The sequence below is a fragment of the Hyphomicrobium sp. 1Nfss2.1 genome (assembly GCF_965243865.1).
Classification (GTDB): domain Bacteria; phylum Pseudomonadota; class Alphaproteobacteria; order Rhizobiales; family Hyphomicrobiaceae; genus Hyphomicrobium_A.
In genome coordinates, this window is record NZ_OZ251603.1 from 374,229 (window position 1) to 399,960 (window position 25,732).

General features: G+C 64.3%; 27 protein-coding genes and 1 tRNA gene. 13 read left to right on the top strand and 15 right to left on the bottom strand.

The genetic code is table 11. The features are described from left to right. Nucleotides 1-79: 79 nt before the first annotated feature. The gene (locus ACP15D_RS01880; protein WP_424955875.1) at nt 80-1,309 is read right to left on the bottom strand and encodes a tyrosine-type recombinase/integrase; all 1,230 of its coding nucleotides are present in this window, start codon (nt 1,307-1,309) and stop codon (nt 80-82) included. A 194-nt stretch (nt 1,310-1,503) separates the two neighbouring features. After that, nucleotides 1,504-1,593: transfer RNA gene (locus tag ACP15D_RS01885), tRNA-Ser, on the bottom strand. 290 nt (nt 1,594-1,883) lie between these two features. On the opposite strand from ACP15D_RS01885, the gene ACP15D_RS01890 reads away from it, so the two are divergent. The 7 genes from ACP15D_RS01890 to ACP15D_RS01920 all read left to right on the top strand — a co-directional run bounded on the left by ACP15D_RS01890 (nt 1,884) and on the right by ACP15D_RS01920 (nt 9,336). Continuing rightward, the gene (locus tag ACP15D_RS01890) at nt 1,884-2,822 is read left to right on the top strand and encodes a septal ring lytic transglycosylase RlpA family protein (protein ID WP_424955877.1); all 939 of its coding nucleotides are present in this window, start codon (nt 1,884-1,886) and stop codon (nt 2,820-2,822) included. 75 nt (nt 2,823-2,897) lie between these two features. Then, nucleotides 2,898-4,097: a D-alanyl-D-alanine carboxypeptidase family protein gene (locus ACP15D_RS01895; protein WP_424955878.1), complete on the top strand. Its 1,200-nt coding sequence runs from the start codon at nt 2,898-2,900 to the stop codon at nt 4,095-4,097. 60 nt (nt 4,098-4,157) lie between these two features. After that, entirely contained in the window at nt 4,158-4,814 is a 657-nt protein-coding gene (gene tmk / locus ACP15D_RS01900; RefSeq protein ID WP_424955879.1) for a dTMP kinase, read from the top strand. Further along, nucleotides 4,814-5,947, top strand: a complete 1,134-nt coding sequence (locus ACP15D_RS01905) for a DNA polymerase III subunit delta' (protein ID WP_424955880.1) — start codon at nt 4,814-4,816, stop codon at nt 5,945-5,947. The genes tmk and ACP15D_RS01905 overlap by 1 nt, the downstream gene beginning before the upstream one ends. Before the next feature lie 130 nt (nt 5,948-6,077). Further along, nucleotides 6,078-7,733, top strand: a complete 1,656-nt coding sequence (gene metG, locus ACP15D_RS01910; RefSeq protein ID WP_424955881.1) for a methionine--tRNA ligase — start codon at nt 6,078-6,080, stop codon at nt 7,731-7,733. Continuing rightward, nucleotides 7,733-8,542 carry a TatD family hydrolase gene (locus ACP15D_RS01915; protein ID WP_424955882.1) on the top strand — a complete coding sequence of 270 codons (810 nt, stop codon included), beginning with the start codon at nt 7,733-7,735 and terminating at the stop codon, nt 8,540-8,542. The genes metG and ACP15D_RS01915 overlap by 1 nt, the downstream gene beginning before the upstream one ends. Further along, nucleotides 8,539-9,336 carry an MBL fold metallo-hydrolase gene (locus ACP15D_RS01920; RefSeq protein ID WP_424955883.1) on the top strand — a complete coding sequence of 266 codons (798 nt, stop codon included), beginning with the start codon at nt 8,539-8,541 and terminating at the stop codon, nt 9,334-9,336. Before ACP15D_RS01915 ends, ACP15D_RS01920 begins: the two co-directional genes overlap by 4 nt. A gap of 200 nt (nt 9,337-9,536) precedes the next feature. Here the strand turns inward: ACP15D_RS01920 and ACP15D_RS01925 are convergent, their stop codons facing one another. From ACP15D_RS01925 to rpsF, 10 genes are all read right to left on the bottom strand, one after another. After that, nucleotides 9,537-10,277, bottom strand: a complete 741-nt coding sequence (locus tag ACP15D_RS01925) for an SDR family NAD(P)-dependent oxidoreductase (protein ID WP_424955884.1) — start codon at nt 10,275-10,277, stop codon at nt 9,537-9,539. 98 nt (nt 10,278-10,375) lie between these two features. Beyond that, the gene (gene purF, locus ACP15D_RS01930) at nt 10,376-11,881 is read right to left on the bottom strand and encodes an amidophosphoribosyltransferase (RefSeq protein WP_424955885.1); all 1,506 of its coding nucleotides are present in this window, start codon (nt 11,879-11,881) and stop codon (nt 10,376-10,378) included. Between the two features lie 74 nt (nt 11,882-11,955). Next, nucleotides 11,956-12,618, bottom strand: coding sequence for a CvpA family protein (locus ACP15D_RS01935; protein ID WP_424955886.1), 663 nt, complete (start codon nt 12,616-12,618; stop codon nt 11,956-11,958). A 52-nt stretch (nt 12,619-12,670) separates the two neighbouring features. Next, nucleotides 12,671-14,047, bottom strand: coding sequence for a DNA repair protein RadA (gene radA, locus ACP15D_RS01940; protein ID WP_424955887.1), 1,377 nt, complete (start codon nt 14,045-14,047; stop codon nt 12,671-12,673). Nucleotides 14,048-14,053: 6 nt separating this feature from the next. After that, nucleotides 14,054-15,259 carry an alanine racemase gene (gene alr / locus ACP15D_RS01945; protein ID WP_424955888.1) on the bottom strand — a complete coding sequence of 402 codons (1,206 nt, stop codon included), beginning with the start codon at nt 15,257-15,259 and terminating at the stop codon, nt 14,054-14,056. A gap of 131 nt (nt 15,260-15,390) precedes the next feature. Further along, nucleotides 15,391-16,908, bottom strand: coding sequence for a replicative DNA helicase (locus tag ACP15D_RS01950; protein ID WP_424955889.1), 1,518 nt, complete (start codon nt 16,906-16,908; stop codon nt 15,391-15,393). Nucleotides 16,909-17,021: 113 nt separating this feature from the next. Beyond that, entirely contained in the window at nt 17,022-17,603 is a 582-nt protein-coding gene (gene rplI / locus ACP15D_RS01955; RefSeq protein WP_424955890.1) for a 50S ribosomal protein L9, read from the bottom strand. Nucleotides 17,604-17,662: 59 nt separating this feature from the next. Continuing rightward, nucleotides 17,663-18,625, bottom strand: a complete 963-nt coding sequence (locus ACP15D_RS01960) for a DUF2232 domain-containing protein (protein ID WP_424955891.1) — start codon at nt 18,623-18,625, stop codon at nt 17,663-17,665. A gap of 134 nt (nt 18,626-18,759) precedes the next feature. Beyond that, nucleotides 18,760-19,014: a 30S ribosomal protein S18 gene (gene rpsR / locus ACP15D_RS01965; RefSeq protein WP_072377683.1), complete on the bottom strand. Its 255-nt coding sequence runs from the start codon at nt 19,012-19,014 to the stop codon at nt 18,760-18,762. A gap of 3 nt (nt 19,015-19,017) precedes the next feature. Then, complete coding sequence (rpsF, locus tag ACP15D_RS01970) at nt 19,018-19,617, bottom strand: 30S ribosomal protein S6 (protein WP_424955892.1); 600 nt, start codon at nt 19,615-19,617, stop codon at nt 19,018-19,020. A gap of 340 nt (nt 19,618-19,957) precedes the next feature. Between rpsF and ACP15D_RS01975 the strand changes: the two genes are divergently transcribed. Beyond that, a complete protein-coding gene (locus ACP15D_RS01975; protein WP_424955893.1) occupies nt 19,958-20,128 on the top strand; it encodes a hypothetical protein in 171 nt (56 codons plus the stop codon). A 28-nt stretch (nt 20,129-20,156) separates the two neighbouring features. Here the strand turns inward: ACP15D_RS01975 and ACP15D_RS01980 are convergent, their stop codons facing one another. After that, nucleotides 20,157-20,336, bottom strand: a complete 180-nt coding sequence (locus ACP15D_RS01980) for a hypothetical protein (protein WP_424955894.1) — start codon at nt 20,334-20,336, stop codon at nt 20,157-20,159. Between the two features lie 131 nt (nt 20,337-20,467). Between ACP15D_RS01980 and ACP15D_RS01985 the strand changes: the two genes are divergently transcribed. Then, the gene (locus tag ACP15D_RS01985; protein ID WP_424955895.1) at nt 20,468-20,845 is read left to right on the top strand and encodes a hypothetical protein; all 378 of its coding nucleotides are present in this window, start codon (nt 20,468-20,470) and stop codon (nt 20,843-20,845) included. A gap of 15 nt (nt 20,846-20,860) precedes the next feature. Here ACP15D_RS01985 and ACP15D_RS01990 read toward each other — a convergent pair whose 3' ends face one another. Continuing rightward, on the bottom strand, nt 20,861-21,265 hold the full coding sequence (locus ACP15D_RS01990) for a DUF4431 domain-containing protein (RefSeq protein WP_424955896.1): 405 nt from the start codon (nt 21,263-21,265) through the stop codon (nt 20,861-20,863). Nucleotides 21,266-21,334: 69 nt separating this feature from the next. Further along, nucleotides 21,335-21,589, bottom strand: coding sequence for a hypothetical protein (locus ACP15D_RS01995; protein WP_424955897.1), 255 nt, complete (start codon nt 21,587-21,589; stop codon nt 21,335-21,337). Nucleotides 21,590-21,791: 202 nt separating this feature from the next. Here ACP15D_RS01995 and fabD point away from each other — a divergent pair, with 202 nt between their 5' ends. From fabD to fabF, 4 genes are all read left to right on the top strand, one after another. Next, a complete protein-coding gene (gene fabD / locus ACP15D_RS02000; protein ID WP_424955898.1) occupies nt 21,792-22,739 on the top strand; it encodes an ACP S-malonyltransferase in 948 nt (315 codons plus the stop codon). Nucleotides 22,740-22,750: 11 nt separating this feature from the next. Beyond that, nucleotides 22,751-23,494, top strand: coding sequence for a 3-oxoacyl-[acyl-carrier-protein] reductase (fabG, locus tag ACP15D_RS02005; RefSeq protein ID WP_072377699.1), 744 nt, complete (start codon nt 22,751-22,753; stop codon nt 23,492-23,494). 342 nt (nt 23,495-23,836) lie between these two features. Continuing rightward, nucleotides 23,837-24,079: an acyl carrier protein gene (locus ACP15D_RS02010; RefSeq protein ID WP_046478571.1), complete on the top strand. Its 243-nt coding sequence runs from the start codon at nt 23,837-23,839 to the stop codon at nt 24,077-24,079. 130 nt (nt 24,080-24,209) lie between these two features. Next, on the top strand, nt 24,210-25,469 hold the full coding sequence (gene fabF / locus ACP15D_RS02015; protein ID WP_424955899.1) for a beta-ketoacyl-ACP synthase II: 1,260 nt from the start codon (nt 24,210-24,212) through the stop codon (nt 25,467-25,469). The last annotated feature ends 263 nt before the right edge of the window (nt 25,470-25,732 follow it).

Consider the following 25,732-nt stretch of genomic DNA (forward strand, 5'->3'; position numbering starts at 1 on the left):
CGGTGCACTGGCTCGATCGTCATGAGCGCGAGGCGGAAGCCCGAGATGCACGGCTGGCGCTGCTCTTGCGGGATAGCGATCACGAGGGGCGCACCGGCAATGAAGACAACCGCTCGTCGTAATGATGAGGCTCGCGCTGCGGCGCCGAAGCCCCTGCAACATACTGGCCCCACGCGGCCATCAGCTCTTTGCGCTTCGCGAATAGATCGCCACGTCTGTACGCGCCCTCGACTGGGTTCTCGACTCGGTGCGCGAGGGCGGCCTCGCAGACCTGAGGCTGAAAGTTAGTCTCCTCCGCGGCCCAGTCGCGGAACGAACTGCGGAACCCATGCACGGTCTCACCGCGGCCGAGGCGACGTAGGTGCATGAGCAGGGCCATATTGGATAGCGGTTCGCCGCGTGACTTGCGGCTCGGAAACACCAGTTCGCTTCTTGGCGCCAGCGCGCGTGCAAGCTTTAGTATCTCGAGGCACCGGTCGCTGAGCGGCACGCGGTGCTGCTCCTCAGCCTTCATGCGCTCTGCGGGAATCGTCCATGTGGCGGTCTGCATGTCGATCTCGTCCCAGCGCGCACCCAGGACTTCGTTGGTGCGTGCGGCAGTCAAGATCGTGAACTCAAGCGCCAGCCTAACCTCTCCGCGCCCATTGCTGGCGTGCAGGCGTCGAACCAAGCCAGGAACCTCCGCGTAGAGCACTGCTGGATGGTGGCTCGACCGCTTCGGTTGCTTAGGCAGGCCGGCGCGGACCGCGTCGGCGGGATTGATACCGTCACGGTGACCTGCAACTCGAGCCCGCTCCAGCACGACGCGAATACGCCCGAGCACGCGACGCGCTGTTTCCGCCTTGATCAGCCAGATCGGCGACAACACGTTGAGCAGGTCGCCCGAGTTAATGTCCGAAACCAGGAGATCGCCGATCTTAGGGAAGGCGTGCTGCTTTAGCGTGTTGATCCACTGGTCGCGGTGTTTGCCGTTGCGCCAGGACTTGCAGCGCCGCTCGTGTTCCTGCTCCGCGGCCTCTCGGAACGTCGGCACGGTCGAGCGCGCGGCTCGTTGCACCGCTACTGGATCCCTGCCGGCGCGTGCGGCCTTCCGGAGCTCAGCTGCGCGATCGCGTGCCTCGACGAGGGAGACATCCCCGGCGGATCCAAGCCCGACGTCGCGGCGGCGGCCATTCACAGTCAGCCGCAGGACCCAGCGCTTGGCGCCGCCTTCGAACACGCGGAGCAGAAGGCCCTGCCCATCGCGGTAGACTCCAGGCTTGCGCGCTTGCTTCACGCTCATGGCCGTGAGCAGGTTTGCCTTCGCCATCCCGCGTCCCCCTTTTGCAGCCGACGCCGTGTGCGCCGTCCCCCTTTGCGTCCCCCTTTTTTCGTGCGCTGCAGTGAGATTCGGCAAGCTCGCGTGAGCAGTCATGCACACGTGATTTCCAGCCTAAGTGTGCGTAGAACCGAGCAGTTTGGACTACGATGAGCTACCCTGAGCACTCCTGGGCAGCAGTGCGTTGGCGGAAGGGGTGGGATTCGAACCCACGGTACGGTTTCCCGCACGGCGGTTTTCAAGACCGCTGCCTTAAACCACTCGGCCACCCTTCCAATCTTCGCTCCCGCGAGGCGCGGAACCTATAGCTCTCCGCCGCGCGGCTCAAGCTGGGCCTCGCTTTTACCCAAACTCAAACGTGATTTGCCATCCTCGCGCCATGCGGGCGCCCGTCGCGGCGTGCATCGCTTAGGGGCGTCAGGCCGCGCGTGCCTGAACGGCGGATCAGTTGCGTATGTTGGTTCAAAAAGCAAATCCGGCATCGAAGCGGCCCCCCGGGGCCGTTCAGAGAACCTTTGGCAACCTCCGTCTGCGCAACTGGCCGAGCGCCCTGGCGCTGGGATTCTTGCCAATTTTGCCGTTGCTGCTCGCAGCCTGCTCGGGCGGAAGCGGCTTCGACAGCAGCCTCGGCGTCACGTCCAGCCCCCGCGTGGCCAGCAGTGGACGCATCCCGAAAGGTGGTGGTGTCTACAAGGTTGGGCGCCCCTACCGCGTGGCCGGCCGCTGGTACCACCCGCACGAGGATCCGAACTACGACCGCACGGGCGTCGCTTCCTGGTACGGCACCGGATTTCACGGACGCCGCACGGCCAACGGCGAGGTCTACGATATGTACGCGCTGACGGCGGGCCATCCGACGCTGCCGCTGCCGTCCTATGCCTATGTTACGAACCTGCAGAACGGCCGCACCATCCTGGTGCGCGTCAACGATCGCGGCCCCTACGCCAAGGATCGGCTGATCGACTTGTCGTATCAGTCCGCCCGCACGCTCGGTTTCCATCAGCATGGTCTGGCGCGCGTACGCGTGCGCTACGCCGGCCGCGCCCCGCTGAACGGCGATGACAGCGCCGAGCGCCGTTTCCTTGCGCAATCTCAATCCGGCAACCGCTACGCTGCGGTGCAAACCGGAACATCCGCCATATCGACAGGATCGCTGCGCTCTCCAGGCCAGCAGCCTACGTGGTCAGTCGCCCAGTATCGCCGCGGACTGACGGGTAAGGCCAGCGCGCCGGCAGCGCTCGGATCCCCTCCACCGGCGATCTATCTGCGCGTCGGCACGTTTCGATCCCGACCTGAGGTCGAACGGCTTCGCTGGATGCTGGCCGGACCTGATCCCGCAGCCGTCGAGCCTGTCGGCGCGGCGGAAGCCGATGGTTTTCGCTTGCGCCTCGGCCCCTATGACGATGCTGGCGCCGCATCCGCCATGGCACGAATCGCCGCTGCTGGCTTCGAACCGGACGCAAGCTCTGAAACGCTTGGCGAAAGAGGGACTTCCAAGCGTTGACATCGGCTGCGCACTGAATTGATAGTCCGATCTACCCTGTTGGTGTCCGGCTTCATCCCAAGGTGCCAAGGCGCAATGCTCTCCTCCGTCCATCGAAGCACTCTCGGTTCGCTCACCGCGGCAGCTGCACTTCTCGTCGCGCTCGCCATCGCGCTTATGCCGCAATTGGCCTTCGCCCAGAGCGGGGGCTTCAACACGCGCGCGAAGGCGGCCGTCCTTCTCGATGCCGACACTGGCGCCATCCTCTATCAGAACAACGCCGACGAGCTTCTCGCGCCCGCGTCTGTGTCGAAGTTGATGACCGCTGAGATCGTCTTTCGGGCGCTCAAAGAGGGCAAGCTCAAGCTCACCGACGAATTTACGATGAGCGAGCACGCTTGGCGCACGGGCGGCGCGCCCTCACGCACGTCGTCAATGTTCGTGCCGATCAACACCAACGCGACAATCGATGACCTGATCAAGGGCCTCATCATTCAATCGGGCAACGACGCCGCAATCTGCCTCGCCGAAGGCCTCAGCGGCTCGGAGGCGAAATTCGCCGAGCGCATGACGGCTGAGGCGCGCCGTCTCGGCCTGACCAAATCAACCTTCGCCAACCCCAGCGGTCTTTATGATCCCGGCCAGCAGATGACTGCGCGCGAGATCGCGCTGCTGGCGCATCACCTGATCAAGGAATACCCCGAGTACTATCCGATCTTCTCCCAGCGCCTGTTCGAGTATCGCAAGCACAAGTTCTACAACCGCAATCCGTTGCTGCCGCTCGACATCGGCGCCGACGGCCTCAAGACCGGTTACGTCAAGGAGTCTGGCTACAATCTCGTCGGCTCCGCGGTGCAGAACGGCAAGCGCCTGATCGTCGTGGTCATGGGCCTTCCAACCGAATCCGATCGCACCTCCGAAGCCAAGAAGCTCCTCGATTGGGGGTATCGCAGCTTTGCCCCCTTCAAGCTGTTCGATGCCGGCGAAACCGTCGGCAGTGCGCGTGTGTGGGGCGGCGAGCAATTCTACGTTCCGTTGACGGGCGATGGCCCCATTTCGGTTATCTTGCCGCGCGTGCCGGAAAATCCCCGCCTCAAGGCTGAGATCATCTACGACGGTCCGCTGAAGCCGCCGGTGAAAAAGGGCGACCGCGTCGGCACGCTGCGCGTGACCAGCCAGACCAATCAGGTCAACGAGGTGCCGCTCTACGCCGCGCAGGACGTCGAGCCGGGCGGCCTCGTGCGCCGCGGTCTCGATTCCCTGGCGCATCTGGCGCTAAGCTGGGTCCCGCTGTAGCGCGCTCGCCGTTGGCATGTTACCGACGCCCAACGGCTCGGCCGCTAGGGATTTCATAGAGTGCTCGGCAGGTTCATTACGTTTGAAGGCGGGGAGGGGTCGGGCAAGTCGACCCAGGCGCGGTTGCTCGCGGCCCAACTCTCGCGCGTCGGCATCAGCACCGAGATCACACGCGAGCCGGGTGGCTCCCCGTTCGCCGAAGCCCTGCGCGCCGTCATCCTCGATCCCAACATGCCGCAGCACTCCGCGCTGTCGGAAGCACTGCTGTTCTATTCGGCTCGCGCGGATCACCTCGACAACACCGTGCGCCCGGCTCTGAATGCAGGGCAGTGGGTCATCTGCGACCGCTTCATCGATTCAACGCGCGTCTATCAGGGCGAGGCTGGCGGCCTTCCCGGTGAAATCATCGACGTGTTGAACCACATGGTCGTCAGCCCGACGTTTCCGGACCTCACCTTCATCCTCGACATCCCAGCCGAGTTGGGCCTTGGCCGCGCGCACAGCCGCAGAGTGGATAAGGTCAATCCCGACACCGAGGCGGACGCCTACGAAAAGCGTGATCTCGCCTTCCACTGGAAGCTGCGCGAAGCCTTCCGCGAGATCGCCGCCCAGGAGCCCGAACGTTGCGTGCTCATCGACGCCACGCAGGAGCCGGACGCGGTATTCGCTGCGGTTTGGCGTGCTGTCGAAGCGCGTTTGCTTGCACCGGCCCGCTGATGGCGCGCGCACCGGCCATCGCCGAGATCGAGGAGCTGCCCGAAGCCGACCGGCTGGGCGATTTTCCCCATCCGCGCAACACGCGAGCCCTCTTCGGTCAGACCGACGCCGAACGCGCGCTCGCCGAAGCGCTGGCGAGCGGACGCATGCATCACGCATGGCTGTTGGCCGGCCCGAAGGGCATCGGCAAGGCGACGCTGGCTTATCGATTTGCGCGCGCCGCACTTGCGCAGCCGCACGAGCGAGACCCCGCCGGGCAGAGCCTCAAAGTCGATGACGCAACTATCGCCGCGCGCCAGGTGCGGGCGCTGTCGCATCCCGGACTGCTTGTCGTTCGCCGCCCGTACGACATCAAGGGCAAGCGGTTTGCCTCCAGCATCCCCGTCGATGAAGTGCGCCGCCTGCGCACGTTTCTAGGCCACCGCGCCGCGGGTGACGGATGGCGCGTCGTCATCGTCGACGATGCCAATGAGCTGAATGTCAACGCGGCCAACGCGCTGCTGAAATCGCTCGAAGAGCCGCCGGAGCGCACGGTGTTCCTGCTCGTGTCGCCGGCCCCTGGCGACCTCGTGCCGACGATCCGCTCGCGCTGTCGTATGCTGTCGATGCCGGCGCTGGCCGATGGAGACCTGCGCGCCGCGGCAACGGCGGCCTTAGGTGCCGCAGACATGCCCCCACCAGCGGACGCAGACTGGGCGCCGCTCGAGCGGCTGTCGGGGGGAAGCGTCGCCCGCCTCCTGGGCTTGTTCGGCACCGGCGGCCTCGCGCTGCAGGCCCAGATCGACCGTCTCTTGGGTTTGCTGCCACGCGTCGACTGGAAAGCAGTCCATGCCCTATCCGACGAGCTACAACCCGCCGCCGCCCAGCCTAAATTCGAGCTATTCTTCGAGCTGCTTATGGCGACCCTTGCGCACCTGATACGGCTCGCCGCGACGGGGGAGGGAAGCCCCGAGGATCGGAGCTTGGCCGCCAAGCTGATCGGCACGGGCCGACTTGCCTCATTTGCTGCGCTGTGGGAAAGAGTAGCCCGCGAAAAGGCCGATACGCTTGCGCTCAACCTCGACCGCAAAAGCCTTATCATTCAAACCGTCGCGGCATTGAGCGCCGCCGCACAGGATCGAAGGCCCGACTGAGAGATGCACCCGCAGCGCCGGACCAGCACCGACCTTCCGTGTCCCGCCCGAATGTGAAGCGGACGCACCGGCTCGGCCGGTCACCGTTTCCATTCACAACTGCATCTCGAGACAAGGGACCAAAAAGTCCATGAGCGGGCGCCAGAAATTCTACATCACCACGGCCATTTCCTATCCCAATGGCCAGCCGCACATCGGCCACGCCTACGAGGCGATCGCCACGGACGCGATCGCGCGCTTCGAGCGCCTGGACGGCAAGGACGTCTTCTTCCTCACCGGCACTGACGAGCACGGCTTGAAGATGAAGCAGACGGCCGCCAAGGAAGGCCTGACGCCGCGCGAGCTTGCCGACCGCAACGCCAAGCGCTTCCGCGAGATGGCCGGCGTGCTCGAACTGTCGAATGACGATTTCATCCGCACCACGGAGCCTCGCCACTATCGCTCGGTCGAGGAGATCTGGCGGCGCATGGAAAAGAACGGCGACATCTTCCTGAAGACGTACGCTGGCTGGTACTCCGTGCGCGACGAGGCGTTCTACAACGAGAGCGAGACGACTGTCGGCGAGGATGGCGTCCGCCGCGGACCGCAAGGCACGCCCGTCGAGTGGACTGAGGAGGAGACCTACTTCTTCCGGCTTTCGGCCTACCAGGACAAGCTGCTCGCTCACTACGACGCCAACCCCGATTTCATCCTGCCGCCCGAGCGCCGCAACGAGGTGACGAGCTTCGTCCGCGGCGGGCTCGAGGATCTGTCGATCTCGCGCACCACGCTCGATTGGGGCATTCCCGTGCCGCATTCGGACGACGACCGTGGTAACGGCGGGAGTGGCGCGCGCCACGTGATGTACGTCTGGGTCGACGCGCTCACCAACTACGTTACCGGTGTCGGCTTCCCCGACGAGAAAGACCCGCTCTGGCACTACTGGCCCGCCGACGTGCATGTCATCGGTAAGGACATCCTGCGCTTCCACGCCGTCTATTGGCCGGCGTTCCTGATGTCGGCCGGCGTCGAGCTGCCCAAGCGCGTCTTTAGCCACGGCTTCGTGCTGTCGAAGGGCGAGAAGATGTCGAAGTCGGTCGGCAACGTCGTCGATCCGTTCGACCTCGTGCGCGCCTACGGCGTCGAGCAGGTGCGCTACTTCTTCCTGCGCGAGGTCAACTTCGGCCAAGACGGCAACTACAGCCCCGAGGCGATCGCCAACCGCATCAACGCCGACCTCGCCAATGACATCGGCAATCTCGCCCAGCGCTCGCTGTCGATGATCTACAAGAACTGCGAGGCGAAGGTCCCAGATCCGGGTGACTTCACCGACGCCGACAAGGCGATCCTCGCCGCGGCCGACGCGCTCTACGCCAAGACGCGCGAGGCAATGGATCGGCAGGCGGTGACGAAGTATCTCGACGCTGTATGGGCCGTGGTCGGCGATGCCAACCGCTACTTCGCAGCCGAGGAGCCCTGGGCCAAGAAGAAAACCGACTTCAAGCGCATGGAGACGATCCTCTATGTGACGGCCGAGGTCGTGCGGCAGGTTGCCATCCTGGCACTGCCGGTGACGCCCCATGCTGCGACCAAGCTGCTCCAGTACTTGGGCCAGCCGATGGAAGCACACACATTCAAGGCGCTGGGCGAAGCGGGCCGCCTGAAGCCGGGCACGGAGCTGCTCGAGCCGTCCGGTGTGTTCCCGCGTTACGTTCCGCCAGAGGCCGAAGCCGGCGACAAGCCCGAGCCCAAGCCGAAGAAGGACAAACAACCCAAGAAGCAGAAGGAGCCGAAGGGCCAGGCCTGATGCTCGTCGATCACCACTGCCATCTGGATTTCCCCCAGCTCGCCGCCGATCGCGACGGGCTGCTGGCGCGCGCGAAGGCGGCGGGCGTCGGAGCGATGGTGACGATCTCGACCCGCATTCGCCAGCTCCCTTCGCTGCTCGAAATTTGCGAGGCGCACGACAACATCTATTGCTCGGTCGGCACCCATCCCGACAACGCCGGCGAGGAAGGTGAGCGCGGCATCACTGCCGACGAGATCGTGCGCCTCTCCGAGCACCCGAAGGTGGTTGCCATTGGCGAGGCAGGTCTCGACTACTTCCACAAGAAGGCTTCGCCGCAAGCCCAGGAGGAAGGTTTCCGCGCCCACATCGAGGCCGCGCGCCGCACCGGCTTGCCGCTCGAAATCCACACGCGCGATGCCGACCAGGACACGCTGGCGATCATCGAGGACGAGCACGCGAAAGGCGCGTTCCCGGCGATCCTGCACTGCTATACGGGCGGGCCCGAGCTGGCGCGCCGGGCCGCGGAACTCGGCCTCTTCGTTTCGTTCACTGGCGTCGTGACGTTCAAAAAGAACGACGCCTTGCGCGACATCGCCCGCGCCGTGCCGCTGGATCAGATGCTCGTGGAGACGGACGCGCCTTTCCTCGCCCCCGAGCCCCATCGCGGCAAGACGAATGAGCCCGCTTTCGTGGCGCACACGGCTGCCGCGCTTGCCAAGGTCAAGGGCATCACCCCGGAAGCGTTCGCGCAGGCGACCACCGACAACTTCTTCCGCCTATTCCGCAAAGCCACGCGACCAGCATTGGGCGTGACTTCTGCCGCATGAGCTACCGCGCGACCATTCTCGGCTGTGGCTCATCGGGCGGCGTTCCGCGCATCGGTGCTAACTGGGGTGCGTGCGATCCATCCAACCCCAAGAACCGGCGCTGGCGCTGCAGCGCGCTGATCGAGCGTATCGGCAAGCAGCGCCACACCACGGTGTTGATCGATTCTTCTCCCGACGTGCGCGAGCAGCTCTTGAGCGTGCGCTGCGAAGCCCTCGACGGCGTGCTCTATACGCACGACCATGCCGACCACACCCACGGCATCGACGATCTGCGCATGGTGTCCTACGCCATGAAGCGGCGCATCCATGTCTGGGCGGATGACGTCACGCGGAAGAGCCTCGTCGATCGCTTCGGCTATTGTTTTGAGAAGCCCCCAGCGTCGAGCTATCCGCCGATCCTCATCGCGCACCCGATCGTGCCGGGGGCACCGATTGCCGTCGAAGGGCCTTCGGGTGTGATCGAAGCGCTGCCGATCCAGCAGGTGCACGGCGACATCGGCTCGCTCGCCTTCCGTGTCGGCAACTTCGCTTATTCGCCGGACGTGAGTGCGATTCCCGATGCGTCGGTGCCGATGCTCGAAGGCCTCGACGTGTGGATCGTGGATGCCCTGCGCTTCACCGCGCACCCGAGCCACTTCAGCGTCAAGCAGGCACTGGCCTGGGTCGAGCGGCTGAAACCGAAGCGTACGATCCTCACCCACATGACGACCGACCTCGATTATGAGGCGCTGCGCCGCGAGCTACCGGCAGGTGTCGAGCCCGCCTACGACGGCATGGTCATCACCTTCGACTGAAGCCGTTCAGACTTTTCCAGCAATCCCTCACCCGGACTCGATCTATCGATCGCGTCCGACCTCTCCCATCCGGGAGAGGTTAAGTCTCGTCGTTTGCGATGACTTAGCCTCTCCCCGGTGGGGAGAGGCCGAAGCGAATGCAAATGAGCTTCGGGTGAGGGGACGCTTTCGCATCAATGAGAGGTATCCGCTGTCGGCATTTATGCGTCGGCGTGATGCTTCTTCCAGTCGGCGAAGTTCACGACTTGAGCTGAGAAATCACATGCAGGCGAAACCAGCTCCAGGAACAGCGGCACCAGCTCTTCCGGAGACGGCAATTTATTCGGGTCCTCACCCGGGAACGCCTTGGCACGCATGCCCGTGCGCACCGGCCCGGGGTTCAGCAGATTGACGCGCACGTTGGTCGTCTCCAGTTCGTGCGCATAAGTTTTGACGAGACATTCGAGCCCCGCCTTCGACACCGCGTAAGGCCCCCAGTACGCATACTTGCCCGTGGCCGCGCCCGACGTGACGAACACGGCGCGCCCCGCATCGGACCGCTTCAGCAGTGGGTCGAGCGTGCGGATCAGCCGCCAGTTGGCCGACAGGTTGATGTCGATCACCTGCTTCCACGCATCCTCGGTGACGTGCGGCAGCGGCGACAGCGGACCCAGGATGCCCGCGTTGGCGACGAGGATGTCGAGCTTGCCCCAACGCTGAAATAGCGTCGGTCCGATCTGATCGACCTTATCGCCCTTCGATATGTCGAGCTGCAGCAGCGTCGCCGACCCGCCGGCCGCACGGATCTCATCGTCCAGTTCTTCGAGCGCGCCGACCGTCCGTGCAACGACGACGACATGCGCACCCGCCTTAGCGAGGCCGAGGGCAACCGCGCGTCCAATCCCGCGCGAAGCGCCTGTCACGAGGGCCAGGCGATCTTTCAGGGGCTTATTGTTCTTCATGGCCATCACAGCTCGGCATCATACGACAACGCCCGCCGACAGCTATAGGCCGCGGGCGGGCGTTGCAACCCCTACCGGGGTCGGTCGATAACGAGGCCTTACCCGACCTCGGCGAGCAGCGAAAGCTGCCGCGGAACGGCATGTCCGCTCTGGTCTGTCAGCGGCGTCGGATATTCGCCGGTGAAGCAATGGTCGGTGAACTGCGGCGCGCGCGCATCGCGGCCGTCGAGGCCGACCGCGCGATAGATGCCATCCACCGAAAGGAATGCCAGGCTGTCCGCGCCGAGGAACTGGCGCATGCCTTCGAGGTCCTTGTTGGCCGCGAGCAAGTCGACCTTATCGGGCGTGTCGATGCCGTAGTAGTCCGGGTGCGTGATCGGCGGCGAGGCAATGCGCATGTGCACCTCGCGCGCGCCCGCCTCATACATCAGCTGCACGATCTTCTTCGACGTGGTGCCGCGCACGACGCTGTCGTCCACCAGCACGATGCGCTTGCCGCGAATGACGCTGGCATTCGCAGAATGCTTCAGCTTCACGCCGAGGGTGCGGATCTGCTGCTCCGGCGCGATGAACGTGCGCCCGACATAATGGTTGCGGATGATGCCGAGCTCGAACGGAACGCCGGCCTCCTGGGCAAAGCCGATGGCCGCCGGCACGCCCGAGTCGGGGATCGGCACGATGACGTCCACATCCGCCGGAGCCTCGTGCGCGAGCTGCACGCCCATCTGCTTGCGGATGTCATAAACAGTGCGCCCGGCGATGACGGAGTCTGGCCGGGCGAAATAGATGTACTCGAAGATGCAGGGGCGGGCAGGGCGCATCGGGAACGGACGATGGCTCTCGATACCGCTCTGCGTGATGACGACGACTTCGCCGTTCTCGACCTCACGAATGAACTCGGCGCCGACCATATCCAGCGCACAGGTCTCCGAGGCCAGCACATAGGCGGAGCCAAGTCTGCCCAGAACCAGCGGGCGGATGCCGATCGGATCGCGTGCGCCGATCATCATATCGTTCGTGAGGCCGACCAGCGCGTAGGCGCCTTCGATCTGACGGATGGCTTCGACGAAGCGCTCGACGATGCGGCGCTTGGTGGAGCGGGAAAGGAGATGGAGGATGACCTCGGTGTCCGAGGTCGACTGACAGATGGCGCCGGTGGAGATCAGTTCCTGGCGCAGCGTCAGCGCATTGGTGAGGTTGCCGTTGTGGGCGACGGCAAAGCCGCCGGTATCGATGTCGGCGAACAGCGGCTGCACGTTGCGGAGCACGGCATCGCCGCAGGTCGAGTAACGGTTGTGACCGATGGCAATATGGCCTTTGAGGCGGTCGATAACCGAAGCGCGTGAGAAGTTGTCGCCGACGAGCCCCATGCGGCGCTCGGAATGGAACTGCTGGCCGTCATAGGAAACGATGCCGCAGGCTTCCTGGCCGCGATGCTGGAGTGCGTGCAGACCCAGCGCGGTAATGGCCGCCGCTTCAGGGTGCCCAAAAATGCCGAAGACCCCGCATTCCTCGCGGAGCCTGTCGTCGCCGTACCGAAGATAACCCGGCCCGCGGAGCTTCTCGCCTTGAAGCTCTGCGACCTCGTCGAGCCCTTGAGTCATCGCCACCTCCCGCTGGTGTCGTGCCGCTGCCCGAATTGGTGAACGCGCATTAACGCTGTCGGTACCCGCGGGGATCAGCTCGCGGTCACCATCCACGTGACAGAAATATGATATATCATCGGCGCTTCAAGCGCTAATTCGTCGCCCCAGCTCTTTTCCAGTGCGCCTTGTTGTTGCGGCTGGGGCGGCTGTTCGTCCGGTGGCTGCTCGCCCGGAGGGGCCGTCAGCGAGGACGGCATATACGCCTCGAGCACATAACGGATCGAATCGCCCACCCCCTTGATGTACGGCAGCGTCTTCGATTCCTTCACCCACGGCACCTGCGTGTTCGGGTCAGGGAAGAACGCCTCGTAGAACATGAAGGGGATGACGACGAGGATGAAACCGCGCACGACGCCGAACAGGAATCCCAGAACCCGGTCGATCATGCCCACGCGGCTGTCGAGGATCGCATCCGAAAGCCGCGCGGTAATGAGGTGCACGACAATGAGCACAATCAGGAAGATGACGGCGCCGACCACGATCTGCGCCACCGGCACCTTGGTGCCCATCTGCTGCGCCATGTCCTGCGCGAACGGCTTATGGAAGATGACGAAGTAGAGCACCGCCGCTGCCGCGACCGCCCAGGAGACGATGGAGAGCATCTCGCGCGCGAACCCGCGGTACATGGCGAGCAGGCCGGAGATGAAGCACACGGCAAGCAGCGCGGCATCGAGATAGGTGATGGGCCCCAGCATGGTCTAATGAACTCCGTTGCGCGGCGGTCGCAAACCCGCCGTCGGCTGCATGTCAGTCGCACGGAGCCAAGCCATCGGCAAGCTCCCTCAAATGCGATAGGCGTTTCGGCTTCAGCGTCAGGCCGCCCGTCTCCAGTTCCCCTTGCGCTGGGACAACCGCTTCGCGAAACCCAAGCTTCTGCGCCTCTTTAAGTCGTGGCCCCATCAGCGGCGTGGCATTGATTGCCCCCGACAGCGAGACCTCCCCGAAGTGGACGCGATGTCGCGGAATGGCCACACCGGACAGGGAAGAGACCAGCGCCGCCGCCGCGGCTAGGTCTGCTGCCGGCTCGTTGATCCTCAGGCCCCCGGCAACGTTCAGGTAGACGTCCTGCCCGGCAAACGAGAATCCCGCGCGCGCTTCAAGCACAGCCAGCAGCATCGAGAGCCGGCTGCTGTCCCACCCGACCACGGCCCGGCGCGGTGTGCCAAGGGAGGAGGGTGCCACGAGCGCCTGGATCTCGACCAGGATCGGGCGTGTGCCCTCCATACCGGCAAACACCGCCGCCCCCGGGCTCGAAGACTCTCGGTCGCCCAGGAACAACTCGGATGGGTTGCGCACTTCGCGCAGGCCCTCGCCCGCCATCTCGAACACGCCGATTTCGTCCGTGGCGCCGAAGCGGTTCTTGACCGTGCGCAGGATGCGGAACGTGTGGCCCCGATCGCCTTCGAAGTACAACACGGTGTCGACCATGTGCTCGATCACCTTAGGGCCGGCGATCTGGCCATCCTTGGTGACGTGCCCCACCAGCAGCAGCGCGCTGCCAACATGCTTGGCGTGACGGATCAGCGCCTGCGCTGCGGCGCGCACCTGGCTGACCGTCCCCGGCGCAGCTTCGATCGACTCTGCCCACAGCGTCTGAATGGAATCGACGACGATGAGATCAGGCGGCGGACCCGCTTCCAATGTCGCCAGGATGTGCGCAAGCGAGGTCTCGCATGCGAGCGCGACCGGCGCATCGCTCAAGCCCAGCCGCGCAGCGCGCAGGCGCACCTGTGCTGCCGCCTCCTCGCCCGAGAAATACACCGCCCGACGCCCAGCGCGCGCCAAGCTCGCTGCAAGCTGAAGCAATAAGGTAGACTTGCCGATGCCGGGCTCGCCACCGATCAGCAGCGCCGACCCGGGAACGACACCGCCGCCCGTGACACGGTCGAGCTCAGCGATTCCAGTCGAAAAGCGCGGCGCTTCCTGCGTCGTGCCCTTGAGGCCTTCGAGCACGATCACGCGCCCGCTCGTCTTGCGCGAAAGCCCGGTGCCAGGCGGGGCCGCAGCCTCCGTCTCCTCGATCAGGGTGTTCCATTCCCCGCATGAGGAGCACTTGCCCTGCCAGCGCGGCGAGGTCGCTCCGCAATTCTGGCAGACAAACACGGTCTTGCTGGGCTTCGCCATGGTTTGTCAGTTGCCGCTGTCGATGTAGTGGCGATGAAAGCGCGCGCCGATGCGCGTCAACACTTCATAACCGATGGTGCGCGCGTTCAGCCCCACGGCCTCCAGCGGCAAATCGGGACCGATTAGATCGACGAAGTCTCCGCGCTGGGGCGCTGGATCGCCGAGGTCGGTAATGTCTACGGTGATCAGGTCCATCGACACCCGCCCCACGACCGGAGCCAGCCGGCCGCGAATGGCAACCATGCCGTTCTGCTCGCCGTCGGATGCGCTCGCGTGACGGAAGATTCCATCGGCGTAACCGGCGGCAATCGTAACGATGCGGCGCTGTGCCTTGGCACGGTAAGTCGCCGAGTAGCCGATCCGCGCGCCAGCCTGCACGTCCTCCACCTGGAGGATGCGCGCTGAAACACGCACGACCGGCCCGACCGGGCAAATGCGCTGTGGCGTCGCTTGGCCGCCATAGAGCGCATACCCGGGACGAACCAGGTCGAAATGGTAGTCCTTGCCGAGCATCAAGCCGTCGGACGCGGCCAGACTTGCGCGCGCCTTCGGCAACCTGGCGCAACGCGTCTTGAACGTGGCGAGTTGCTCGGCATTCATGGGATGCTTTGCATCGTCGGCGCACGCGAGGTGGCTCATCACCAGCGCAATGTCGAGACGGTCCAGCAGGTCCTTATCGGCGAGCAGAGCGTCAAGGCCAGCTTCGCTCATGCCGAGCCGATTGAGGCCTGTGTCCACATGCAGCGCGGCAGCCGGAGCAGGAGCGTCGCCCTGGGCCAGAGTTGACCACGCCTGCGCCTCTTCCAGGCTCGTCATCACCGGACGCGCGCCGACCGCGGCCAGCTCGGGAACCGAACCGGGAAGGATCCCGTCGAGCACGTAGATCGTGGCGCCCGGTGCCGACGCTCGCGCGGCAATGGCCTCGCCCAGCGTCGCCACGAAGAAGCTGCGGCAGCCCGCCTGATAGAGCGCGGGGATGACCCGCGCTGCACCCAGGCCATAGGCGTCTGCCTTCACGACGGCGGCGCACCCCGCCGGCGCAACCCTCTTGGCGAGCGCGCGCCAGTTGGCGCGGATTTGCCCAAGATCGACAGTTGCGATGCCTGTCGTCCCGGCAGGAATGTCCGCGCCTGCGGCCCATTCGACGACCTGCCGCACCGTTTGGTGCGCGCTGCCGTCGACGTCGTGCGTGCGGGCTGCCAACTCGGTCAAGGGGCGCCTCCTTCGCAAAGCCAAGTTCCAGCCCTCTTTGTAGCCCCGAATCGGGCCGCAAACGAGGCGCTTACAACCCAAGGCGAGCGCAGAATCCAGGGTCCGCGCCCGGCGCCATCAGCGCGACCGGCCTAGTGGCCGCCGTGTTGCACCGCCTGATAGTCGCGCGCGAGGTTGCCGAAGCGGGTGAGATGGCTCTCGAACGACAGTTCGACAGTGCCGACGGGACCATGGCGCTGCTTGCCGATGATGACTTCGGCCTTGCCCGAAACCTGCTGCATCTTGGTCATCCACTCGGCAAACTCTGCCGTGCCCTCGGAAGGCTTGAGACGCTCCACGTAGTATTCCTCGCGGAACACGAACATGACGACGTCGGCGTCCTGCTCGATCGAGCCAGACTCACGCAAGTCCGAAAGCTGAGGCCGCTTGTCCTCGCGCTGTTCCACCTGACGCGAGAGCTGCGACAGCGCAATGATCGGTACCGCCAGTTCCTTCGCCAGCGCCTTGAGGCCGGTGGTGATCTCGGTGATTTCCTGCACGCGGTTGTCGCTGCGCTTCGAAGAACCGCTGAGCAGCTGCAAGTAGTCGACGACCAGCAGCCCGAGGCCCTTCTGTCGCTTCAGCTTACGTGCACGCGCGGCAAGCTGCGCGATGGAGATGCCGCCGGTCTGGTCGATGTACAGCGGAATCCGGCTCATCTCTTGCGAGACTTCAACGAGCTTGCGGAACTCCTGCTCGGTGATCATGCCGCGGCGGATCTTCTCCGAGCCGATCTCCGATTGCTCGGACAGGATACGCGTTGCCAGCTGCTCGGCCGACATTTCCAGTGAGAAGAAACCGACGACTGCGCCGTCGATGGTCTTCATAGAGCCGTCCGGCTGCTGCTCGGCCTTGTAGGCCTTGGCGATGTTGTAGGCGAGGTTGGTGGCAAGCGCGGTCTTACCCATCGACGGACGGCCGGCGAGGATAATGAGGTCCGACGACTGCAAACCGCCCATCTTGGAATCGAGGTCCGTAAGGCCGGTCGACAGGCCCGACAGATGTCCGTCGCGCTCGTAGGCCGCAGCGGCCATCTCGATGGCCGTCGTTAGAGCGTCACCAAAGCCGAGGAAGCCGGCGCCATATTTGCGCTGCTCGGCGAGACCGTAGAGACGCCCTTCCGCCTCTTCGATCTGATGGCGTGGGGTCAGATCGACCGGGCTGTCATAGGCGTTGTTGACGAGATCCTCGCCGATGATGATCAGCGCGCGTCGTGTGGCGAGATCATAGATCGTGCGGCCGTAGTCTTCCGCGTTGATGATGCTGGTCGCAGAGCCAGCCAGCGTTCCGAGATACTGCGGCACGGTCAGCGTCGGCGAGATCGGCTCGGCGTTCTCGAAGAACGTGCGCAGAGTGATCGGCGTCGCCTGCTTGCCCGCGTGAATGAGCTTGGCTGCCACTTCGAAGATCTGCTGGTGCAGCGGATCATAGAAGTGCTGCGGGTCGAGGAACCCCGACACGCGGTCCATCGACTCGTTGTTCACCAGGATGGCGCCGAGCAGCGCCTGCTCCGCCTCCAGGTTGTGCGGGGCCTGACGGAAGGGGAGGGTTTCGCCGGCGTTGCTGAGTGAAGCGAGCCGGTCGGAGATCTGGAGAGCGTTGTTTGCCATGGCTCGACGGTATCCGATTCAATCGGCCCATCGTCGAGCGGCCCGAATACCCCGTCCCCACTATGCACATGGGGACGGGAATTCGTTTGCATTGAAGCGAATCGCTTCGCGCGCTACTCGCTGGCCGATTCGCCCTCGGCGGGCTCAGTGCCTTCCTCGAACATTTCGTCGGGATTGAAGGTCTCGAGCTCGATCTTTTCTTCCTTGACGACGGTGACGTCCTCGCCGCGGGCCTGGCGATCAGCCTCGTCCTCAGAGCGGGCAACGTTCAGCATCACCGACACAATTACTTCCGGATGCAGTGCAACGCGCACCGGATGCACGCCCAGCGTTTTAATCGGACGCTCGAGGATGACCTGGCGGCGGTCGATGGTGAAGCCTCCCGCCGTGACGGCCTCGGCGATGTCGCGCGTCGCAACCGAGCCGTAGAGCTGACCGGTGTCGCCGGCAGAGCGGATGGCAACGAAGATCTTGCCATTGAGCCTCTCGGCAACGGCTTCGGCTTCCTTCTTCAGCTCGAGGTTGTTGGCTTCGAGCTGGGCGCGCTGCGAATCGAAGTGCTTGCGGTTCTCTTCCGTCGCGCGCAGCGCCTTCTTCTGCGGCAAAAGGAAATTGCGGGCATAGCCGTCCTTCACGTTGACGACGTCGCCCATCTGTCCAAGACGGCCAATGCGCTGAAGCAGAATAACCTGCATTTCAAATGCTCCTTGTTCTTTCTATTCGTGTGTCTGATGCATGCGAGTTGGGAAGGCAGCTAATCGGGGGGTGATTTGCCACCCGGTGGTGGTGTCGGTTTCCGCATCGGCCAGATGGCCTCCGCGAGACCGAGCAGGGCGATCGCCAGCGAGGCGACCGTGTTCATGACGAAGAGGCCGCCGTAGAGCGCCCACAGCGCGAACACGCGCCAGGGCCGTCCGCGCGTGATGTAATGAACGACCGCGAGGCCGAGCAGCACGTAGGCGAAGAACAGCGGCCCGGCGAAGCCCGCCGCGAACATGCCCGGCAAACCGCCAAGAAAACCAGCTGCCGTCGCGCCAGCCAGCAGCAGCGGCGTCACCGGCGGATAGACCATTGCCGGAATGTCGGGCCATGGCCGCGGAAGACGTCCCGACGCCAAGGTGATGCGGCCCGCCAGCCAGAGATTGAACAAGAGGCTGCTCATCGAGGAGATGGCAGAAGCAGCCGGCAAAAGGGCCAGCGCAAGCGACGTCAATTCGTCGATATCGGCCGGCCCGAACGTCGGCGCGTCCTGCATCTTCGGCAGTTCGTTGTCGACGAACGCTTGCAGCATCTCGCGCAACGCCGTCCGCAGCGCCTCCGCGTCGGCGCCAAGCAACAGCAGCGTCAGCGCAGCAAATCCGCCCGCAAGAAGCGCCGCTATAAAAACCAGTCGCCCGACCGGATACCACTCGACCTGGCCGTCAGGGCCCTCGCGGTTGAGCGAGGCAAGATAGGTGAGAATGATCACCGGCACGGCTTGGCTGGCGGCGAAAACGAGTCCGCCGATCGGCGTACCAGCGATGACGACGAGCGTTGCTCCCGCGATGCCGGCGCCGATGGCGGCGAGCGGGCCCAGACCCAAGCCGGCCAGGAACAGCGGCAGCGGGGTCAGCAGGAACAGCACCATGCGCATCAGCAACGGCCCCGTGGTCGCCGAGGCGAACACGACAGCCGAGATGAGTCCGGCGCCAAAGGCTATGAGCAGACGATATTGCATCAGAGCAGCTGTCCCGCGATCGTCGCGGTTAGAGACGAGAACGGTCGCCCGCCTCGTCCCAACCTCGCGCCGGCCACCATTGGCCCGCGCTTACTTGTCGTGAGAGCGGGGCCGCGCTGGCCCCGCCCGAAGTCTTACTTCAGCACGTACGGCAGCAGACCGAGGAAGCGCGCGCGCTTGATGGCGCGAGACAGCTCGCGCTGCTTCTTGGCCGAAACAGCCGTAATGCGCGAAGGAACGATCTTGCCGCGCTCGGACACGTAGCGACCGAGCAGACGCACGTCCTTGTAGTCGATCTTCGGCGCATGCTGACCCGAGAACGGGCAGGTCTTGCGGCGACGATGGAACGGACGGCGCGGAGCGGCGCCAGAGGATGCGATCTCAGCCATTGATTATTCCTCCGAGCCGGTGGTGGGGGCATTGCCTTCGCGCGGCGGGCGCGGGGGACGATCGCCATCGCGCGGCGGACGATCGCCATCGCGCGGGGGACGGGCACGGAACGTCGATCCACCCTCGCGGTCGCCGCGGAAACCACCGCCGCCGCCACCAGGACGACGGTCGCCATCGCGATCGCCGCGGAAGCCACCGCCACCACCGCCGCCGCGACCACCGAAACCACCACGGCCACCGAAGCCGCCGCGATCACCACGATCGCCGCGCTCGTCACGGTCGCCCTTGCGCATCATCACGGATGGCTCGGTCTCGTGCTCCTCGACCTTCACGGTGAGGAAGCGCAGAATCTCAGGAGAAAGGCTCATGCGGCGCTCCATCTCGGCCACAGCGGCCGGCGGGGCGTCGAGGTTGAGCAACTGGAAGTGAGCTTTGCGGCTCTTCTTGATCTTGTACGCGAGCGACTTCACGCCCCAGTACTCGTTCTTGGTGACCTTGCCGCCACCCTGCTCGATAACGTCGGTGTATTCCTTGGTGAGCGCCTCGACCTGCGTGTTCGAGACGTCCTGGCGCGCCAGGAAGACATGCTCATAAAGCGGCATGCTATGACCTTTCCTTATGTTTGGCCGCTCCGGCGCAAAGCCCCTTATGGACCCGGAAAAGGCCCAAGCAGGTCACCCATGAGAGCGAAGACACCGGGAACCAGGCCCCTTAAGGCCTCACCGCTTCAAGGTTTCCCTCTGGCGCGGCTCCCCGTTCAGCCTCCAGCCGAAGCGAGCAAGGGGTGCCTTATAGCCGAATTTTCCCATCCGGCAAGCCGCATGGTGAACGGCGCCCTCGGGCCGACCATCAGCATGCAGACTGCCAGTTATCGCACCAACCGCCGCCACGGTGGGCAAATTCGCGCATTCGTTGCGATCGCGACACGTGGCCGGCGTTGGAATGCTGACCCCAATCATCGACGACGATATCGTCTGGGCCGAATACGGCGCCCGCGTTGGCTACGCGCTGACCGCCGCCACGACGCTCGACGTGTTCGTTAACGGCGTCTCCGGCGAAGAAGGTGTCGACACGCGGATACATGGCGGCGCTGGACTTCGATACCGGTTCTAGTCGGCGCCGGTAGACGCAGCCATTGCGATTATTTTTGCTGCCCCGACCAAGGCCGTCCGGGGCGAGATCGCTCGGCAATATCCCTCTCCAGCAACCGCCGCAGCGCCCGGTCTATGTCGGGCGCCGGCTTTTTCGGTGCCTGGTCGAGCTCGGAGCGCAAACGCTTACCAATCGCTAACAGTGCCCGGCATTGCTTGTCGTTGGCCATGGGCTTTCCCGCTAAAGACAGTTGCAACGCCACCTTCGGGCCGTGCGTTCCTTGGCGACGCATTAGACCTTTGTAATGCTTGCCATTGCTCAGCCAGATTGAGCTTTCAGCCCTCAGAGGGGAGGTCTCGCATGCCCCCGAAGAAGCGCCGAGTAACCGCTGCCGCGAACAGGCCGGCGGCAGCCCGCAATCAATCCGGCGGCAAAGCGGCCAAGCCGCAAAGACGGCGCCGTTCGAAGACGCAACCTTTGGCGATCACCGACACGGTGCGGCGCGGACCGGTAGCCGGAGCAGCGGTTGCCAATCCCCTCCTGGCACTAGAGCCGCTACGCCGCTCGCTGATGGATCGTCAGGCGGCACTCGTCGGTCTTGCAATGGCGTGGTCGCCCGCGCACGTTCTCATCGACCAGCACGCCGCTTTCTGGGCCGGCGTCGCCCGCGCCAACAAGCCCATGGCCGCACCCGCGAGACGCGCGGGCAGTGTCCGCCGCAAAGCCAGCGGCAGGTAGCAGCACGCGATTTGATCAGCGCGGGCTCACTTCGCTGGCGTCGATGAGAACATCCTCGACGTGCCACATCGTGTGTGCAGCAAAGAGCGTCCCCGAGACCGAGACATGCTTGCCGATGGGCAGCTCGGCACCCACCGCTTCACCCGCAAGCTGCACCCGATCCACCGGCGCTTCGACGTTCTCCTGTGGATCTTCGTCGGCCGCACCCGCGACAGGAGCGTCGACGCACACGGGCTTGTCGAGCGCGAGATATACGTAGCTGAACGCACCTTGTGCTTCGTGCGTCCCTTGACCGTTCTTGAGCACGCCTTCCAGGGTCGCTGGCTTGTCCAATGTCAACCGAGCATCGCCCTCGCAAGCGTGGCCGAGCGCGGGTGCGCCTAAAATCGACAAGGCGACGGCTGCAATAGTGGTTCTCAACGTCGCATCCTCCGCAAACCGCGGTCAGCATAGCGCATCGGCGCGGCGGGGACGCGCAAGCTGCGTCCGCTAGGCTAACGGCTGCCCATCGGCACGCGTGATGCGGCACCCTTCCACCACGTGCAGCGCAACCATCCGCAGCCGTTCAGGATCGCGCTGGCCGACGCGCACCGCGGCGAGAATACGCAAGGCGAGGGCGCGCCGGATCCCGGCCTTTTCCGGATCGGCACGCACACAGCTGCGGCTCTCGATCTCGGACCACGCCTCTTCGAGCGCGCGCCCCATGATCGACAGGGTCTCAGAATCGAAGGCCGAACTCTGCATTTGAAACCTCCTGACCATTTGTCGGCGGAGGAACCACGCCAGCCTCACAACTTCATGACAGAGGATTTTTCCAGCGCTTCAGCTACTTACAGTGGATAAGGCCGGCCTGAGGCGCAGCAACCCGTGCGCAATAGGCCCGCTTGACAGCGCAACGCGGGGCGTGTTTCTGCGGCCATCAACCGTCATAGAAGCCTCATCTTTCATGGCCATCGCATTCGTTTTTCCCGGACAAGGCAGCCAAGACGTCGGCATGGGCCGCGATCTCGCTCAGACTTACGCCTCGGCGCGCGAAGTCTTCGATGAGGTCGACGACGCCCTCGGTCAAAAGCTCTCCCAGATCATGTGGGACGGCCCGAAGGAGACGCTGACCCTGACCGAGAACGCCCAGCCAGCGCTTATGGCCGTCTCGATGGCAGTAATGCGGGTGCTGGAGCGCGAGCACGGCTTCAAGCTGCAGGAGAAGGTGAAGTTCGTCGCCGGACATTCGCTTGGTGAATACTCCGCACTCGCCGCCGCCGGCGCGTTCTCGCTCGCCGATGCCGCCCGCCTCCTCAAGCTGCGCGGGCAGGCCATGCAGGCCGCCGTCCCAGTGGGCAAGGGCGCCATGACGGCTCTACTCGGCGTCGGCATCGACGTTGCCCGCCAGGTTGCCGAGGCTGCCGCACAGGGTGACGTCTGCCAGATCGCCAACGACAATGAGCCGACCCAGGTCGTTCTGTCGGGCGACAAGACCGCCATCGACCGCGTGCCCGAGATCGGCAAGGGCCTGGGCGTGCGCCGCGCAGTGCCGCTGCCAGTCTCCGCCCCATTCCATTGCGCGCTGATGCAACCTGCGGCCGACGCCATGCGGGAGGCCCTCGCCAATGTGACGGTCAACGCCCCGAGTGTTCCCGTCGTCGCCAACGTGGTTGCGTCCGCGATCAGCGATCCTGAGGAAATCAAAAAGCGCCTCGTGGAGCAGGTGACCGGCACTGTGCGCTGGCGCGAGTGTGTTACCTACATGACCGCCAACGGCATCACCGACGTCTACGAGATCGGCTCGGGCAAGGTTCTCGCCGGCCTCGCCAAGCGCATAGATCCTGCGCTCAACGCCATGAGCGTCGGCACTCCCGCCGACATCGACGCCGCGCTCGCGCGTCTCAACTCCTGAAGGACCAGACGATGTTCGACTTGACTGGCAAGACCGCCCTCGTCACCGGCGCGACCGGTGGCATCGGAGGCGCCATCGCCCGCGCTCTTTACGCGCAGGGTGCCACCGTCGCGGTGTCGGCCCGCCAGCCGGACAAGCTCGAGGAACTGGCCAAGGAGTTCGGTGACCGCGGCCACGTTATCCCCTGCGATCTGGGCAAGCGCGATGAAGTGTCCAAGCTGATCGAGCAGGCGGTGGGCAAGCTCGGCCGCCTCGACATCCTGGTCAACAACGCCGGCCTCACGCGCGACAACCTCTTCATGGTGATGAAGGACGAGCAGTGGGACGAGGTGATCGCTGTAAACCTCACTTCCACCTTCATGCTTTGCCGCGCGGCCGCCCGCGCCATGCTCCGCGCCAAGCCGAATTTCGGGCGCATCATCAACATTTCCTCGGTGTCGGGCGTGTTCGGAAACCCCGGCCAGGGCAACTATGCCGCATCGAAAGCCGGCATGATCGGTATGACCAAATCGCTCGCTCGCGAGGTCGCCCCGCGCGGAATCACCGCCAACTGTATTGCGCCGGGCTTCATCACCACGCCGATGACGGCCGCACTGAACGAGAAACAGACCGAGGAAATCGCCAAGATGATTCCCGCCCAGCGCTTCGGCATGCCAGAAGAGGTGGCGGCGGGCGTCGTTTATCTGGCCAGTAACGAGGCCGGATACATCACCGGGCAGACCCTCCACATTAACGGCGGAATGGCCATGGTCTAAGGCGCATGGTAAACGTGCATCAGTTGAGCCTACTGCTTGGACCCGCTGGCGAAATCAGAAATCACATGCCTCAGCCAAAGGCCATTGCGACCGCTGGCCAAGCCCAATGAAGTGTGTTAACGAGCCGAACGGTTTTTCGACCCTCGCCTCTCCTGCGCGAGTAAACGAAGGGCCAATGTTCGGCCGCCGCACGGAGTGCGAAAAAGTGGAATAGCGCGTCGTTTTGATACCGGTCGGCCGCGCGCTTCTTTATAGAAGCAAGTGGTCATGACCCAGGTACGGGCTAATCCAGAACAACCGAATTTACGAACTGCCAAAAGCAAACGGACGCGAGGGAAGACTATGAGCGATGTCGCTGAGCGCGTGAAGAAGATCGTCGTGGAGCATCTGGGCGTGGAGGCCGACAAGGTCACCGAGAATGCCAGCTTCATCGACGACCTGGGCGCCGACAGCCTGGATACGGTTGAGCTCGTGATGGCCTTTGAGGAGGAATTCGGTTGCGAAATTCCCGACGATGCCGCCGAGCACATTCTGACCGTTGGGGACGCGGTCAAGTTTCTTGAGAAGAACGCCAGCGCCGCCTAAACGTCGCCTGGTCTTTTTAGCGGCGCCTTCCCCAAAGCTTGCGCACACCGGACTTCGAAGCTTGCCTTCGATGCTCAATGGGTTCGCAAGCTGGGGGCGCCGTTAGTTTGCCTTGCTTCGAAGGATCAGGATGCGCCGAGTCGTTATTACAGGTCTTGGAATCGTCTCGCCGGTCGGTTGCGGCGTCGAGGCTTCCTGGCAGGCATTGCTTGCCGGAGCCAACGGCGCACGCCGCATCGAGGAGTTCGAAGTCGACGACATTGCCTGCCAGATCGCTTGCTTCATTCCGCGCGGCTCCAAGTCCGAGGGGAAGTTCAATCCCGACGATTGGATGGAGCCCAAGGAGCAGCGCAAGGTCGACGATTTCATCGTCTACGCGATGGCAGCCGCCGATCAGGCGATTGCCGATAGCGGCATCGACCTGAGCAACTCTGAGCAGCAGGAGCGCGCGGGCGTGCTCATTGGATCGGGCATCGGTGGCCTGCCAGGCATCGCCGAAACGTCGATCCTGTTGAAGGAGAAGGGGCCGCGTCGCGTTTCCCCATTCTTCATTCCCGGCCGACTGATCAATCTCGCCTCCGGCTACGTGTCCATCCGGCACAAGCTGAAGGGGCCGAACCACGCAGTCGTAACAGCCTGCTCCACCGGCGCGCATGCCATCGGCGATGCCAGCCGCATCGTGGCGCTGGGCGACGCCGATATCATGGTGGCCGGCGGCACGGAATCTCCGATCTGCCGCATCGCCATGGCCGGCTTCGCCGCCTGCCGTGCACTTGCCACCGCCTTCAACGATCGCCCGCAGATAGCCTCACGTCCCTATGACAAGGACCGCGATGGCTTCGTCATGGGCGAGGGCTCGGGTGTCGTCGTGCTCGAAGAATACGAGCATGCAAAAGCCCGCGGCGCGAAGATCTATGCTGAGGTCATCGGCTACGGCATGTCGGGCGACGCCTATCACATCACTGCGCCCAGCGAGGACGGTGATGGCGCGTATCGCTGCATGCGCGCTGCGCTGAAGCGTGCCGATATCGATGTCAGCGATATCGACTACGTCAACGCGCATGGCACCTCGACCATGGCCGACACGATCGAGCTGGGCGCCGTCGAGCGCCTGTTCGGCAACGCGTCGGGCAAGCTTTCCATGTCGTCGACCAAGTCGGCCACAGGTCATCTGCTCGGTGCGGCTGGCGCGATCGAGGCCATTTTCTCGATCCTCGCCATTCGCGACAATATCGTCCCGCCGACGCTCAACCTCGATAATCCCGAGGTGGAGACCGTGATCGACCTTGTGCCCCACACGGCCAAGAAGCGCGAGGTCAACACAGTGCTGTCGAACTCGTTCGGCTTCGGTGGCACCAACGCCTCGCTGATTCTGCGGCGCGTCGCCTGAGGCACCGGTGCCACGTGGCACCGGTCGCGTATTCCTGTCACGGAATAGAGTTCGCGCTTTTGCCATAATTGGCTCTAGTGTCCCTGATCGAAGCTTGCTTTAGCTTGCAAAGAGCGCAAAGCCGGCTTCGAATGTGCGGGGCGCTGGAATCGCTGATCCGTTTGCGTGATTGGGATTGCTGCAATCCCGCTCGGGACGCGCCCCACAATGCTGGCGGATTTCTCGATCATCAAACGAGGGTCGGGGCGGATTTAACTCCGATG

What these genes read in the sequence shown, in the direction of transcription:
- ACP15D_RS01985 (WP_424955895.1), top strand. Translation starts at nt 20,468, where the DNA reads ATGCCCCCGAAGAAGCGCCGAGTAACCGCTGCCGCGAACAGGCCGGCG.
- fabD (WP_424955898.1), top strand. Translation starts at nt 21,792, where the DNA reads ATGGCCATCGCATTCGTTTTTCCCGGACAAGGCAGCCAAGACGTCGGC.
- rpsF (WP_424955892.1), bottom strand. Translation starts at nt 19,617, where the DNA reads ATGCCGCTTTATGAGCATGTCTTCCTGGCGCGCCAGGACGTCTCGAAC.
- ACP15D_RS01980 (WP_424955894.1), bottom strand. Translation starts at nt 20,336, where the DNA reads ATGGCCAACGACAAGCAATGCCGGGCACTGTTAGCGATTGGTAAGCGT.
- ACP15D_RS01895 (WP_424955878.1), top strand. Translation starts at nt 2,898, where the DNA reads ATGCTCTCCTCCGTCCATCGAAGCACTCTCGGTTCGCTCACCGCGGCA.
- metG (WP_424955881.1), top strand. Translation starts at nt 6,078, where the DNA reads ATGAGCGGGCGCCAGAAATTCTACATCACCACGGCCATTTCCTATCCC.
- ACP15D_RS01975 (WP_424955893.1), top strand. Translation starts at nt 19,958, where the DNA reads ATGCTGACCCCAATCATCGACGACGATATCGTCTGGGCCGAATACGGC.
- ACP15D_RS01995 (WP_424955897.1), bottom strand. Translation starts at nt 21,589, where the DNA reads ATGCAGAGTTCGGCCTTCGATTCTGAGACCCTGTCGATCATGGGGCGC.
- ACP15D_RS02010 (WP_046478571.1), top strand. Translation starts at nt 23,837, where the DNA reads ATGAGCGATGTCGCTGAGCGCGTGAAGAAGATCGTCGTGGAGCATCTG.
- radA (WP_424955887.1), bottom strand. Translation starts at nt 14,047, where the DNA reads ATGGCGAAGCCCAGCAAGACCGTGTTTGTCTGCCAGAATTGCGGAGCG.
- purF (WP_424955885.1), bottom strand. Translation starts at nt 11,881, where the DNA reads ATGACTCAAGGGCTCGACGAGGTCGCAGAGCTTCAAGGCGAGAAGCTC.
- ACP15D_RS01960 (WP_424955891.1), bottom strand. Translation starts at nt 18,625, where the DNA reads ATGCAATATCGTCTGCTCATAGCCTTTGGCGCCGGACTCATCTCGGCT.
- fabG (WP_072377699.1), top strand. Translation starts at nt 22,751, where the DNA reads ATGTTCGACTTGACTGGCAAGACCGCCCTCGTCACCGGCGCGACCGGT.
- rplI (WP_424955890.1), bottom strand. Translation starts at nt 17,603, where the DNA reads ATGCAGGTTATTCTGCTTCAGCGCATTGGCCGTCTTGGACAGATGGGC.
- fabF (WP_424955899.1), top strand. Translation starts at nt 24,210, where the DNA reads ATGCGCCGAGTCGTTATTACAGGTCTTGGAATCGTCTCGCCGGTCGGT.
- ACP15D_RS01880 (WP_424955875.1), bottom strand. Translation starts at nt 1,309, where the DNA reads ATGGCGAAGGCAAACCTGCTCACGGCCATGAGCGTGAAGCAAGCGCGC.
- ACP15D_RS01915 (WP_424955882.1), top strand. Translation starts at nt 7,733, where the DNA reads ATGCTCGTCGATCACCACTGCCATCTGGATTTCCCCCAGCTCGCCGCC.
- rpsR (WP_072377683.1), bottom strand. Translation starts at nt 19,014, where the DNA reads ATGGCTGAGATCGCATCCTCTGGCGCCGCTCCGCGCCGTCCGTTCCAT.
- ACP15D_RS01920 (WP_424955883.1), top strand. Translation starts at nt 8,539, where the DNA reads ATGAGCTACCGCGCGACCATTCTCGGCTGTGGCTCATCGGGCGGCGTT.
- ACP15D_RS01925 (WP_424955884.1), bottom strand. Translation starts at nt 10,277, where the DNA reads ATGAAGAACAATAAGCCCCTGAAAGATCGCCTGGCCCTCGTGACAGGC.
- ACP15D_RS01935 (WP_424955886.1), bottom strand. Translation starts at nt 12,618, where the DNA reads ATGCTGGGGCCCATCACCTATCTCGATGCCGCGCTGCTTGCCGTGTGC.
- ACP15D_RS01950 (WP_424955889.1), bottom strand. Translation starts at nt 16,908, where the DNA reads ATGGCAAACAACGCTCTCCAGATCTCCGACCGGCTCGCTTCACTCAGC.
- ACP15D_RS01905 (WP_424955880.1), top strand. Translation starts at nt 4,814, where the DNA reads ATGGCGCGCGCACCGGCCATCGCCGAGATCGAGGAGCTGCCCGAAGCC.